We start from the raw sequence: 12,756 nt of genomic DNA, 5'->3' as shown, positions 1-12,756 counted from the left end.
CAAGGGGAGGTTGGGAGGGGTCAATAATAATGTGCAGCTTCACAGAGAATTGGTATTAGAAGCAAGCCTGATTAATTCTTCAACATTGTTTGAGATTGTATTGCAAATCGTATTTAAAGGTAAGTCATTAGGATCAAATCCGAAAGGTTCTTCGATTTCTGAGCCAATTTGTTCAATACTTAATAATGTAAAACTTACAAAAGCCATTACTATACCAGTCCACCAATATAAAAAGCTAACAATTTCTAAAGGTAATATTAGACAAAAAAGAAATAACAGTTGTCTGAGTTTAATAGTATATATCAAAGGCAGTGGCGTTTTTAAAATGCGTTCGCAACCACCTAAAATATCTACTAAATCATCTACACAGTTATGTAGAGTAGTCAGTTGATAGACATTTAGACAATTCCGGTCATGTTGAGACTGCAAGTAATCTCCTATCCAGTAAGCAATTTGTAGTGGGGGATGATTAGTATCCTGAAGTTGTAAATATTGTTTTTCAGACATTAAGGATGCTAACTGAGTGTCTAAAGGTACTGATCTTAGATGTAACTTCATTGCAACTGCAAAAGCACTTACTAACCGAAGTATTGCCTCTTTTTCTACTCTATCTTGCGGTGTTTTATCTTTAACTATTATCCAAATTCCCCGAGTCAAGTTACGAGATGTATTAACTAAAGCTCCCCATAATTGACGACCTTCCCAAAATCTATCATGGGCTGTATTCGTCCGAAAAACTAATAGTAATGTGAAACCAATATTAAAACTTAAAACAGCATTAGTAAGGATACTGTTTGAATTTGAAAATGCTATTGGTAATTTTAAATAATAGAGAAATGATATTAAAATACCATATCCAGTACAAAAAAGTACCCAAGGAAGAATGATAGAAATAATTGACCTTTCAAGCCGAAGAGTTACTTGAAGCCAGTTCAATTTCTCGCCTTTGTAAAGGTGATATTTGTCTATTAAAGAGTTTTTGGAATTATTTTTAAAATAGTTAGGTAGGATCATATTGGTAAGGTTTAGGAATTACACAAATTAGCAAATTAGCTTTTTTAGCTAAAGTTATCTTGCTTAAGTAAGAGAGGTACAAGATGTAGGTTTCCAGATAGCGACCGTCGTACAACTATAATCAATATAAATTATACTTTTAACATTAAAATTTATTTTTGTGACCCCTCTTTAGGTAGGTAAATTCATGACTGTCTTCCAATTTTTCACCATCAATTTGGTTTTTCTTTGTAACGAAGCAATTACCTATTGGGGTGAGCTAAAAGAATAATTTTTCTTATTTAACTATGATTTTCAACATTTATCATTATATTAAGTACTTTTTGGCAACTTGAAACCTACTGTAAGTAGATATTGCCTCATGAAGTGCGATCGCTCATTGATTCTCCACTTCTATTTAAATCATTTGTAAACAAAAAGATTTCTGATGTTTTAGAGGAGTCGGGAACAATACTTTTCAGATAAGCGTAAACTACTCCATTTTGGTCTGGGTGCATGTTAAAGGGCAAGGGATAAAGGTGAATTCAAACCGCAATTCTATTCCCCTTTCCCCCAAAAGTATTGGAGTTGGGAATCTGAACCTCTCGATTTTCGTATTACTAGTTCGTTTAAATTAGTATTCAAAGACTTATTGGAAAAAATATGTTATTATTAAACAATTCACTTCATAAAGATTTAGTAATAATCTTTACCCAAGTTGGTATTGAAACCGCAAAAGTTACCGAGATAAATTTTCCCAAATTTTTGCAACACATAAACTGACTGTAGGGGCGTACAGGTGTACACCTCTATCTATCTATATCAGCTATTGCGTTAAACAGTATTAGGACTTACGCAAAAATTGCCAAAAAGTTTAATTTATCGAACCGCCAAGACGCCAAGAACGCCAAGAATCGTAGAGTGTGCGTAAGTCCTAAGTATAACTAGGCAAGATAGTAATGTGCAACAAAGCCGTTTATCATTGCAATATTTTGATTGCAATATTTTGATGCGTAGAAGAGTTGCAAAGAGAAGAAGTTTTACAATTTCTGCCCTGCGTAAATCGACCGCACTTCGCCGTTACGCCGGATGACAGCTTCACCATTACTAACATCTACTAGTGTCCAACCGCTTGAGCCGATACTTTCACCCATGTTGATGCGGCGAGTTACACCCTCAATTTTAAACAAAGCAGCAGATTTATTGCCTAATTCTAGCAACCCTTCTAAGGTACTAGCAGGAGTATCTGCGATCGGAGTTGGCGCATATACTTGTTCATGGGTAATGGTTGGTTCTGATGGTGCAAGTGCTGCACGTAATGGAACTACTGGTAATGCAGGCAGAGGGTTGGGTGTTTGTCGCACGGTAATGGGTGCAGTTCGTCCAGCTACAGGTTTGAGTTCTGCTTGCACAGCCGCAGCTAACATGTTAACGGTTACAGGCTTGGCAGCTTGTCGCACCGTATTCAGGGCAGTTCTCACAACATTAGGTTGATATCCCTGTAACGCACTGGCAACTTGTGGTAAAAGTGTGGAAGTACCAGGAATCGCCGGCAACCCGTAGTGCATTGGCGACGGCGCTTGATAAACGGGAACGTAGATGCGCTCAACAACGCTTTTAGAGCGGTTGGGGGCTAGTGGCGTATTGTTAGCTAGAAGTGGAAGTGCTGGTAGATTACCAGTTGTTTGCCCGTTCCCAAGGGCTATTTGATTAGTATTTGCCTGACTGGAGAATCCAAGGATGCCAGATTTTTGATTGCTTTTTGCTTCTTGTTTATCTATAACTGCCAGCGCTGCCAGCATGTAATCAACCAACTCTGCCTCAATTTCTGTTTTTGTTGGCAACTGTGACTGCGGTTGCGGCACTAGAAGAGCTGACTCAGGCAATTTGGTATTTAAAAGATATACTACTCCAGACTGTACCAGGTAGATAATACCAGCGATCGCCACACCTAAAGTTGTTCCCACAATCAGCAGTTTGCCCAAATTACGACTACTTTTCTGATCCTTTCTACTAACTCTTTTTACGGTGGCGGTGTCAAACACAACAGTACTCAATTGCTTGTGATTATCTTGAGCTACTGACTCTACTGTTTGGTTCAATGTGTTCGGTAAGATAATCTGCGGTATCGTAACTGTTTGCAGAGGAACGGATTCTGGAGGCGACTGGCGTTGAGGTTGGGGGGACCCAGCAACAGACTGGCTCGATTTGTTCTGCCTACTCTGCCTAACGGTTTGAGAAGGCAAATTACCAGTAACATTCAGAATGTAGTCGATATCGGCAAAGAGTTCATCCATTAGACCATCAGCATAGTTTTCTATCAACCAAGGTTCGTTGGCGATTAAGTCTTCTGATGGTTCCGGTACTATGAGACGGGTGCTGGCTTCTTGTAACATAGACGTTCTATCTTTGTTGCTAGGACGAGGAAACGCCGCGCCTACTGCCTGGGAGTTAGGATTACAGATGAAATATCCAATCCGCCGTCTGATTGAGACGAGTTGGTTGAGCGTTGGTATTAAAATCAACTTTAATCTGGGGATTGTTGATGATGGCAGCACTAATACTTATTGTCATCTATCATACCAATTTCCCTTTCTACTACTATACTCAGTATTTATGAAGTTTGTATTAAGCTAACGCTGGAAACTGTGGCTGGCTCTTGGTTCTACGCAATTCTAAATATAATAATAAAGCGTTAATGTCCGCTGGGTTTACACCACCTATACGTGCGGCTTGACCAAGAGTGAGTGGTTTTACGTGAGTCAGCTTTTCCCGTGCCTCTTTGGAAAGAGTATCAATTTTTGTATAATCTAAATCCCCAGGTAATTGCCGGTGCGCTTGGCGGGCAATTTGGTCAATCTGATTTTGTTGCCTAGCGAGATAGCCAGAATACTTGATGTCAATTTCTGCGCCTTCTTTCTCGGCGCGGTTGAGGTTGGGGTTTCCAAGGGCGAATCTGTCGAGGTCAACGTAATGAAATCCGGGACGCCGCAGCAAGTCGTTGAGGGTAATTGAACCTTTAATTGCTTGTTGGGTATTAGATGCGATCGCTATTCCTATTTCATCATGTTCTTTGACTCGCGTGGCTTGCAATCTTTGTTTTTCTGTGGTAATATTAGCCTGTTTTTGGGTAAATAGATCCCAGCGGCGATCGTCAATTAAACCAATTTCTCGTCCCAAGGGTGTCAGGCGTTGGTCGGCATTGTCAGAACGCAATAGCAATCGGTACTCTGACCTACTGGTAAGCATCCGGTAAGGTTCTCGCAGGTCTTTTGTACACAGGTCATCAACTAGCGTCCCAATGTAACTTTGCTCGCGGGCAAACACAATCATTTCTTGAGAGCGAACAAATCGAGCGGCGTTAATTCCTGCCACCAGCCCTTGAGCTGCGGCTTCTTCATAACCTGTGGTGCCGTTAATCTGCCCAGCACAAAACAGCCCCGCAATTTTTTTGGTCATTAATGTGGGGTAACACTGAGTTGCAGGTAAATAGTCATATTCCACAGCATACGCCGGACGGAGCATCACACATTTTTCCAAACCGGGAAGAGTCCGCAACATATGCAGTTGCAAATTTTCTGGCAACCCTGTGGAAAACCCTTGGATATAAAGTTCGGGTATATCCCTTCCTTCTGGTTCAATAAAAATTTGGTGGCTTTCCTTATCGGCAAAGCGGACAATTTTATCTTCAATACTGGGACAATAACGCGGTCCTTTGGCTTCCACCCAACCGCCATAAACTGGTGACAGGTGCAAATTATCCTGAATTAGGCGATGGGTTTCGGCAGTTGTGCGGGTGATATAGCAAGGCATCTGTTCCCGTTCTACCCACGCATCCGGGTCAAAGCTAAACCAGCGTACATCTTCATCTCCTGGCTGGATTAGCATTTTACTATAATCTACCGATCGCTTGTCTACCCTGGCCGGAGTTCCGGTTTTGAGTCTTCCGGTTTCAAATCCGAGGCGATTTAGGGTTTGTGTCAATCCTTCAGCCGCAAATTCTCCAGCCCGTCCCGCCGGCATTGATTTGTTACCAACCCAAATTTTGCCCCCCAGGAAGGTGCCAGTTGTCAAGATGACTGCTTTACATTGAAACCCTACACCAAAATAAGTTTCAACGCCGATGACTTGATCATTAGCATCTAGCACCAAATCTGTCACCATACTTTCGCGGATTGTCAAGTTTTCTTGGTTCTCGACAATATTTTTCATCACCGCTGCATATTCGCGCTTGTCCGTCTGGGCGCGTAATGCCCATACAGCAGGCCCCCGTGAAGAGTTGAGGATACGTTTTTGCAGGTAAGTGCGGTCTGCTACTTTACCAATTTCTCCACCGAGTGCATCTACCTCATGGGTCAACTGGGATTTGGCTGGGCCACCCACTGCTGGGTTACAAGGTTGCCAAGCGATTTTATCCAAGTTGAGCGTCAATAACAAGGTACGACAACCGAGGCGTGCAGAGGCGAGAGCTGCTTCGCAACCGGAGTGACCTGCACCGACGACTATGACATCAAAAGCGTCTTGGAATTCAACGGAATTGTGCATGGTCATACTTACAGGGTCAGCAAGCTGAGAGTTCTTTTCAATTTTAACTGTTCCAGTGGTTTCATGGATGTAACTTTCTGATAAAAAAGTTATCAAATTTACTATAAATAAAAGACTAATTAGGATAAGTTATAATCAGATTTATGGCTTTCTTATTTGGCTTCGTTTATTTTCTCTAGGTAAAAATATGAAAATCAACAAAATAACCTATTATGACCATGAACTAGAGTGGCATTTTGAGCCAATACATTTTTCTGAACTCAATCTTTTAGTTGGTATATCTGGTGTTGGTAAAACACAAATACTTCAAGCTATTATGAGCTTACGAAAAATAGCTAGAGGTGGTTCATTGAATGGTGTGGAATGGGATATAGATTTTTCTTCAAATAATTATGAATATAAATGGAATGGTCGATTTGAAACAAAAAAAGTAAATACATTCATCATTGATGATGAAGAATCAGAAAAAGATAAATTTAGAATCGATAGAGAATATTTATCTGTAAATGGAAAAATTATTATAGAAAGAAATAACAATGAAATAATTTTTAATGGTAATAAGTTACCAAAACTTTCACCCTCTGAAAGTGTTGTAAAAATATTGAGCGAGGAAGAAGATATTGCACCAATTAAAGATGGATTTAACAAAATCATTTATAGTGATGAATCAAAAGGACAAAACTCTGTTTTTTTAGATGTTGCTGATATGATGAATTATTCACTTATCAAGAATAAATCATCAGCAAAAAAATATTCTTCTTTAAAAGAGATTCAGGAAAGTAACTTGTCAACTCAAACAAAGTTAGCATTGGTTTCTAACTATCATCCAGAAACTTTTCAAGAAATTAAGCAGCAGTTCATAAATATATTTGACCAGATAGAAGATATCAAAATGGAACCCAATGAACATGAGGGGTTGCCTAAAATTATTGCTGACTATCCTTACATTAATATAAAAGAGAAAGGGGTTAATAATTGGATTATTCAACGACGTATATCTTCTGGAATGTTGAAAACACTAATGCACATTAGTGAACTTTATTTATCTGCTGAAGGGACTGTGATTTTACTTGATGAATTTGAAAATAGTTTAGGAGTTAATTGCATTGATATTTTAAGTGATTTACTATTTGATAATAGAAAATTACAATTTATAATCACTAGCCATCATCCTTATATTATTAATAAAATTGGGATGGAACATTGGAAAATTGTGACTCGTAGAGGTGATGTAGTAACAGCTAAAGATGCTAAAGATTATAATCTCGGTAAATCTAGGCATCAAGCCTTTATGCAACTGATTAATCTTGATGCTTACAAGGAAGGAATTGCAGCCGGATGAATCTATACTTTCTTGTAGAAGGAAAAAGAACGGAAAGAAAAGTTTATCCAGCTTGGCTAAAACATTTATTACCAGAACTACAACAAGTTCAGAATTATGATGAAGTCAATAAAAACAACTATTATCTATTCAGTGGAGAAGGTTATCCTTCAATTATTTATGATCATCTTCCTAATGCTATTGCAGACATCAATGCAAATGGCAAGTATAGCTATTTTGTAGTCTGTCTAGATGCAGAAGAGAATACAGTTAGCTGTATCGAGCAGGAAATTTATGATTTTTTAACGGCTGAAAAAATTTAGATGGGAAGTACACAGCTTGTTGTAATCATCCAAAATCGTTGTATTGAAACTTGGTTCTTAGGAAATACAAAAATTTACTCAAGGCAACCCCAAAGTAAATCATTATTAGATTATACGCGTTATTATGATATTTCAGTTAATTGCCCAGAGCTAATGGGTAAGTATGATAAATTTAATACTCATGCTCAGTTCCATGAAGCTTATTTAAAAGAATTATTCAGAGCGAAAAATATTAACTATTCTAAAAAAAATCCTGGTGATGTACTGAAGCTATATTACCTAGAACAATTATTAAAAAGGATTGAAGATCAAAGCTCCCACTTACTTAGTTTTCAAAACTTTATAAATTTTTGTAATATAATTAAATCTAAATTAAATAGCTAATTTATTAATGAAAATAAGTTTTAAAAAGATAAAGTTTATTACTATAATTATCTTCATAATTTTCATATTAGTTGCTAGTAATGAGATTACCCATAACCAATTGAGTAGAACTGCCCAACCATTAAATGTATGCTTGACTACAGATTTATTAGCTTGTAAAGATACCTCTAAAGAGATAACATCAAAACCATTTATTCCTGACCCCAAATTAAATGAGCAACAGCGTTTTTTATCTGTAATTAGCCAGAAATTACCCACAATTCCCCAGCCTGGTACTTATGAATATACTTTGTTGCGCACATATGGTGCAGTTTTTGTAAATCAAGATGTTGGGATTAAACTGCCCCAAAAAGATATTTTTGCTAATGAACAAGAAACCCAAGAGTTTCAAGCTACTTTGACAATGGGTCATGTTGATAATACTAATGACTGTTACTTACAAAAATCAGCGGCTGATGCTTTAAATAAAGCGCGAATCAAAGAACATATCCCGCTAAAATCTGGTTATGGTTCTGGTGATTGCACTCGCACTTTCAACACAAATTTAAGATTTTGGTACAAATATGCTAACAATCAAATTTTAACCAAAGTTCAACAGGGCAAAGAAATAAAAATTCTTGGTTTAGTTGCACCTCCTGGAACTTCACAACATCTATGGGGATTAGCAATTGATTTACGCGTAAGCAGTAAAGAACAAAGAAAAGCTCTTAATCAAAATGGTTGGTTTCAAACTGTAGAAAATGATGTTCCACATTGGACTTATGTGGGTTTGCCTGAAGAGAATTTATCTTTGTTTGGTTTTAACAAACAAGTTATCCGGGGCATTACTTATTGGATTACACCACTTTAATTGTTAGATAGTAAATTAATTCTGTCTAACTACTTATTGTTTAGCAAGATTTGGTAACAGCTTATCAGTAACGCTAACATATTCTCTCCAGAACCATTGGGGAACTTCGGGAGCAGACTGTCCAAACCCAGATGCAAATCAATATATTAACTGAGCAGTTACAGCCGGAATTAGAACCAGCAAAGCTGTAAGACCTAGTAAACGTCTATTATTGAGAGACACTGTTGCCTCGACCAATTTGTACTTGTACAAGGAGGCAACAGCGAATCAAACCGAAAGTTTACACTCAACGCTTGCCTTGAGTGTAGGCACTTGACAAGGCAAGCATTGGCAGATGCGAAGCCGCCTTAAGCATTAGGGAGAAATCCGCACCTTGAGGAAAGCTAGCATCGCGCTAGGATGTATTACAGTTAACGGCATAGTTTCAGGCGATCAGTTGCTATGGACATTTCCCCCATCAAGGCTGTTCAAGCCCCTTATTACGGCGATAACTTTTACCGGACACCGCCACCAGATTTACCTTCTCTCTTATTAAAGGAGCGAATTGTCTATCTTGGGATGCCACTTGTGCCTGCTGTCACGGAATTGATAGTGGCCGAGTTGCTGTTTTTGCAGTCCGACGACCCCGAAAAGCCGATTAAAATCTATATCAACTCCACCGGCACTTCCGGTTACAGTGGCGAACCCATTGGCTTTGAAACCGAAGCCTTCGCTATCTATGACACCATGAAGTATATCAAGCCTCCTATCCACACCATCTGCGTCGGTTCCGCGATGGGTATGGCGGCGATGCTTCTCAGTGCTGGTACAAAAGGTTGCCGCGCCAGTTTGCCTCACTCCTCGATTATCCTGCATCAGCCCAAAAGCTATGCTCAAGGTCAAGCAACGGATATTCAAATTCGCGCCAGGGAAGTTTTGGTAAATAAAGGGGCGCTAGTTGATATCTTGCATCGTACCACCGGACAGCCTCCAGAAAAAATTACTAAAGATATGGATCGGCTGTTATATATGACACCCTACGAAGCGAAGGAATACGGTTTGATTGACCGAGTTTTTGAGAAAGAAGAACTCGCAAATCCCCCACTCCCTGCCAGTGTCCTTTAAATTCAGTTATGAGTTATGAGTTATGAGTTATTTAATACTCCTTCCTCATTCCTAACTCCTCACTTTTCACTCTCCGAATCATCCCCAATTTATTAATAACGGAGCAAATTATGCCTATAGGCGTTCCTAAAGTTCCTTACCGGATGCCCGGAGGACAATATACAGATTGGATTAGCATCTACGATCGCCTTTACCGGGAACGGATTATATTCTTGGGGCGAGATATTGATGATGAAATTGCCAATCAAATTATCGCTGTAATGCTGTATCTGGATTCAGATGATCCAGGTAAAGATATTTATTTATACATCAATTCCCCTGGTGGAATGGTCACTTCTGGCATGGCTATTTTTGACACCATGCAACATATCAAATCAGATGTGGTGACTATTTGTGTAGGTTTAGCTGCTTCAATGGGGTCTTTCCTGCTGGCAGCTGGCACCAAAGGGAAACGCATAGCATTGCCTCACTCACGGATTATGATTCACCAGCCTTCAGGTGGCACCCGTGGACAAGCAACCGATATCGAAATTGAAGCTAGAGAGATTCTACGGATTCGTCACCAGCTGAATGGGATTTATGCCGATAAAACTGGTCAGACCATAGCAAAAATTGAAAAAGATATGGATCGTGACTTTTTCATGTCTGCCGAAGAGGCTAAAGAATACGGTTTAATTGACCGTGTGATTGAAGACCGAACCTCTATAGTAGGCGAGTAGGGAGTAGGGGAAGCTGGCGTTGTAGGGGGAGAAATAATTCCTAACTTCTAACTCCTAATTCCCCACTCTCCACTTGCTTTGCTAAACAAACTGTCAACATTGAACTTTAAAATAGCAAATTAGCCCTTATTATTAATAGTTCAGGCTTAAAGCCGATAGCTGATAGCCTCTAGCTGGATATTCGATAGCTCATAGCTCAAGATGGATCTTGGAGATTGCTACCGTTTATTGGGTTTAAGGTCGGGAGCTTCTTTTGCTGAGATCAAAGCGTCTTACCGACGACTGGCGCAGCAATATCATCCCGATATGAATCCAAATGACAACAAAGCCAAAGATAAGTTTATTGCCTTGACAGAGGCTTATAAACTCTTGCTAACGGTAGTATTGCCAGAGGAAACTGCCGCACATTCCAATCAGGTGTCAACCGTGTATGATGACACCAAGGCGATGCATTGGCAGAAAACACCAGTAGCAACGGTGACAAGTCAACAACCACCGAAACCAAAGCCGCCGAATCTGTTGGAAATAGAAGAACGGCTGAAGTGGAAAACTTATGAGCAATTGCAGCGATTTTTGCAAGAAAGACGATTTCCGCAAGCGATCGCCCTGGCAGAAGCTTTAGCAGATCGGTTATCAACAGATGCAGAAGTGCGTCAATGGCAAGCGATCGCTTATCAAATTTGGGGACGGGCGCTAATTTCCGAAAACCAGCTGCTCAAAGCCAAAATTTATCTTAAAAAAGCTTTGAAAACAGATCCTTATAATAAAAGTCTCTGGTATGAAGTGCAACGCGATTTCCAACGCTTAGAACAAATTTTTTAAAGATTTACAAAATTTATTGAAAATCAAAATTTCGTTTCCAAGTTCTAAGAAGGAAATGATATTCATTGGGCTGCTGTTTCAAAGACGGGAGGCGGGAGCCTCCCAAAGAGCATTCCCAGTCTCAGACTGGGAACGAGGGAAATTATCTTCAATTCAAAATCTAAAATCGGCACGGTCATTGCCGCAATCCGCGCAACACTCCTCCTAATGTAGCGATTCCCTCGACAATCTTCTGTGTTGGCTGAAAGCTAAAAGCTAACCTGATGGCATCATCTCCCTGTCCATCGGTGTAACAGCGAGTCCCTGGCAGAAAGCTGATGCCGTGTTCATTGGCAGCTGTTAAGAGTGCTTTGGCGCTGATGTCTGGCGGCAATTTACACCAAACGAAAAAGCCCCCACCTGGTCGCAAAGCAACTATATCACTGGGAAACTCTTGAGCGATCGCCTCTAACAATAAATTGCACTTATGCTTGTAACAGGCGATTAGCTGCTGAATGTGGTTATCTAGTTTGCCTGTAGCACAGTAGCGGGCGACCACATGGCTGACAAATGGCCCCACAGGCCCCTCACTTTTGAACATTGCCAGCCGCTCAATAATCGCTGGATCACCACAAGCCCAGCCCAGGCGGATACCAGGCGCAATAATTTTCGAGAAGGTACTTACATATAATACCCACCCTTCTTGGTCAAGACTTGCCAGAGGGGGCACACTTTCTCCTTGGAACCGCAAATCGCTATAAGCATCGTCTTCCACCACTAGGACGCCATACTCAGCCGCTAACGCTACCAGTTTTTTGCGGCGAAATAATGGCATAGTAGCGCCTGTGGGATTGTGAAAGGTCGGAATGGTGTAAATAAACCGGGGTCGGATGCCCTGTTTCTTCAAGTCGCTCAAAGTTTCTTCTAGGGCGTCCACATCCATCCCCAACTCATCCACAGGAATGGCAATTACGCGTGCGCCAGCGTGGACAAATCTGCTAACCACTCCCAGGAAGGTTGGCCCTTCCACAATTACCACATCACCAGGTTCGACAAACACATCTGGTAGCAAGCCGAGAATCTGACCAGAACCGTAGCCAATGACCAGGCGATCGCGACCGGCAGCAATTCCTTTAGCCTGCAAGCGGAGGATAATTTGCTCATATAGTTGAGCTGAAGGTGGCCCGTAATTGAGGGCGATCGGAGCTTCTTCTGCCAGCACAGCCGCACTTGCAGCAGCCAAGTCGGCGTGGGGAAAGAGAATTGGGTCAGCTAAACCGTAGGCAAAGCTGACAGTAATAATTTTGGTTAACTCAGTGCCGTAAGTTGGTGGTGCGAGGTTTCTAGCTCTTTCGGCGAACAAATCAGCAATTTGGTAGGCAGAAGTGGTAGGAGCCATAAAGGGCGAGTTGTCTTTTAAGTTTATGAATATATCAGTATTTTAGGGAAGAAATACTGATAGTCAGCTTTATTCTAAATCCGAACAATGTATATAGCGATCGCTGCAAACTTGACGCAAGTGACATTAATCAACTCTTTCGGGAATTAAGATCCAAAATTTATACAGAGCAATCTGGCAGCTAAAAAAATGCATATTTAACTGGTGTGGGCAAAAGCAGAATTTAAAAACTCTTGTTTTTTAGTCCTTTGAGATTTTTTTAATAGTTTGTTGTAATCTACTAGAGCTTTATCTTGGAGTTTAAAAGCTGGAAATTT

Annotated in this window: 11 protein-coding genes; 7 read left to right on the top strand and 4 right to left on the bottom strand. The window is 40.3% G+C overall.

The window, feature by feature from the left end:
* Nucleotides 1-39: 39 nt before the first annotated feature.
* From V7K35_RS11950 to mnmG, 3 genes are all read right to left on the bottom strand, one after another.
* Nucleotides 40-1,014: a bestrophin family protein gene (locus V7K35_RS11950; RefSeq protein WP_335079164.1), complete on the bottom strand. Its 975-nt coding sequence runs from the start codon at nt 1,012-1,014 to the stop codon at nt 40-42.
* Between the two features lie 1,019 nt (nt 1,015-2,033).
* Nucleotides 2,034-3,389, bottom strand: coding sequence for a hypothetical protein (locus V7K35_RS11945; RefSeq protein ID WP_335079161.1), 1,356 nt, complete (start codon nt 3,387-3,389; stop codon nt 2,034-2,036).
* A gap of 232 nt (nt 3,390-3,621) precedes the next feature.
* Nucleotides 3,622-5,544 carry a tRNA uridine-5-carboxymethylaminomethyl(34) synthesis enzyme MnmG gene (mnmG, locus tag V7K35_RS11940; protein ID WP_335079632.1) on the bottom strand — a complete coding sequence of 641 codons (1,923 nt, stop codon included), beginning with the start codon at nt 5,542-5,544 and terminating at the stop codon, nt 3,622-3,624.
* Between the two features lie 181 nt (nt 5,545-5,725).
* Here mnmG and V7K35_RS11935 point away from each other — a divergent pair, with 181 nt between their 5' ends.
* The 7 genes from V7K35_RS11935 to V7K35_RS11905 all read left to right on the top strand — a co-directional run bounded on the left by V7K35_RS11935 (nt 5,726) and on the right by V7K35_RS11905 (nt 11,061).
* A complete protein-coding gene (locus V7K35_RS11935) occupies nt 5,726-6,880 on the top strand; it encodes an AAA family ATPase (RefSeq protein ID WP_335079159.1) in 1,155 nt (384 codons plus the stop codon).
* On the top strand, nt 6,877-7,182 hold the full coding sequence (locus V7K35_RS11930) for a hypothetical protein (RefSeq protein WP_335079157.1): 306 nt from the start codon (nt 6,877-6,879) through the stop codon (nt 7,180-7,182). Before V7K35_RS11935 ends, V7K35_RS11930 begins: the two co-directional genes overlap by 4 nt.
* Nucleotides 7,183-7,566 carry a hypothetical protein gene (locus V7K35_RS11925; protein ID WP_335079155.1) on the top strand — a complete coding sequence of 128 codons (384 nt, stop codon included), beginning with the start codon at nt 7,183-7,185 and terminating at the stop codon, nt 7,564-7,566.
* Between the two features lie 7 nt (nt 7,567-7,573).
* A complete protein-coding gene (locus tag V7K35_RS11920; protein WP_335079153.1) occupies nt 7,574-8,416 on the top strand; it encodes a D-alanyl-D-alanine carboxypeptidase family protein in 843 nt (280 codons plus the stop codon).
* A gap of 441 nt (nt 8,417-8,857) precedes the next feature.
* Nucleotides 8,858-9,520, top strand: coding sequence for an ATP-dependent Clp protease proteolytic subunit (locus V7K35_RS11915; RefSeq protein ID WP_229461125.1), 663 nt, complete (start codon nt 8,858-8,860; stop codon nt 9,518-9,520).
* A 110-nt stretch (nt 9,521-9,630) separates the two neighbouring features.
* Complete coding sequence (locus V7K35_RS11910; RefSeq protein WP_335079151.1) at nt 9,631-10,239, top strand: ATP-dependent Clp protease proteolytic subunit; 609 nt, start codon at nt 9,631-9,633, stop codon at nt 10,237-10,239.
* Between the two features lie 201 nt (nt 10,240-10,440).
* Nucleotides 10,441-11,061, top strand: coding sequence for a J domain-containing protein (locus V7K35_RS11905; protein WP_335079149.1), 621 nt, complete (start codon nt 10,441-10,443; stop codon nt 11,059-11,061).
* Between the two features lie 175 nt (nt 11,062-11,236).
* Here V7K35_RS11905 and V7K35_RS11900 read toward each other — a convergent pair whose 3' ends face one another.
* Nucleotides 11,237-12,439, bottom strand: coding sequence for an aminotransferase-like domain-containing protein (locus V7K35_RS11900; RefSeq protein ID WP_335079147.1), 1,203 nt, complete (start codon nt 12,437-12,439; stop codon nt 11,237-11,239).
* Nucleotides 12,440-12,756: the final 317 nt, after the last annotated feature.

Origin of the sequence: Nostoc sp. (assembly GCF_036917275.1) — a bacterium.
Taxonomy (GTDB): Bacteria; Cyanobacteriota; Cyanobacteriia; order Cyanobacteriales; family Nostocaceae; genus Nostoc.
This window is presented reverse-complemented; position numbering and strand designations above follow the sequence as displayed.

Coding starts and splice junctions, on each gene's coding strand:
- V7K35_RS11950 (WP_335079164.1), bottom strand. CDS start 1,014: ATGATCCTACCTAACTATTTTAAAAATAATTCCAAAAACTCTTTAATA.
- V7K35_RS11945 (WP_335079161.1), bottom strand. CDS start 3,389: ATGTTACAAGAAGCCAGCACCCGTCTCATAGTACCGGAACCATCAGAA.
- mnmG (WP_335079632.1), bottom strand. CDS start 5,544: ATGACCATGCACAATTCCGTTGAATTCCAAGACGCTTTTGATGTCATA.
- V7K35_RS11935 (WP_335079159.1), top strand. CDS start 5,726: ATGAAAATCAACAAAATAACCTATTATGACCATGAACTAGAGTGGCAT.
- V7K35_RS11930 (WP_335079157.1), top strand. CDS start 6,877: ATGAATCTATACTTTCTTGTAGAAGGAAAAAGAACGGAAAGAAAAGTT.
- V7K35_RS11925 (WP_335079155.1), top strand. CDS start 7,183: ATGGGAAGTACACAGCTTGTTGTAATCATCCAAAATCGTTGTATTGAA.
- V7K35_RS11920 (WP_335079153.1), top strand. CDS start 7,574: ATGAAAATAAGTTTTAAAAAGATAAAGTTTATTACTATAATTATCTTC.
- V7K35_RS11915 (WP_229461125.1), top strand. CDS start 8,858: ATGGACATTTCCCCCATCAAGGCTGTTCAAGCCCCTTATTACGGCGAT.
- V7K35_RS11910 (WP_335079151.1), top strand. CDS start 9,631: ATGCCTATAGGCGTTCCTAAAGTTCCTTACCGGATGCCCGGAGGACAA.
- V7K35_RS11905 (WP_335079149.1), top strand. CDS start 10,441: ATGGATCTTGGAGATTGCTACCGTTTATTGGGTTTAAGGTCGGGAGCT.
- V7K35_RS11900 (WP_335079147.1), bottom strand. CDS start 12,439: ATGGCTCCTACCACTTCTGCCTACCAAATTGCTGATTTGTTCGCCGAA.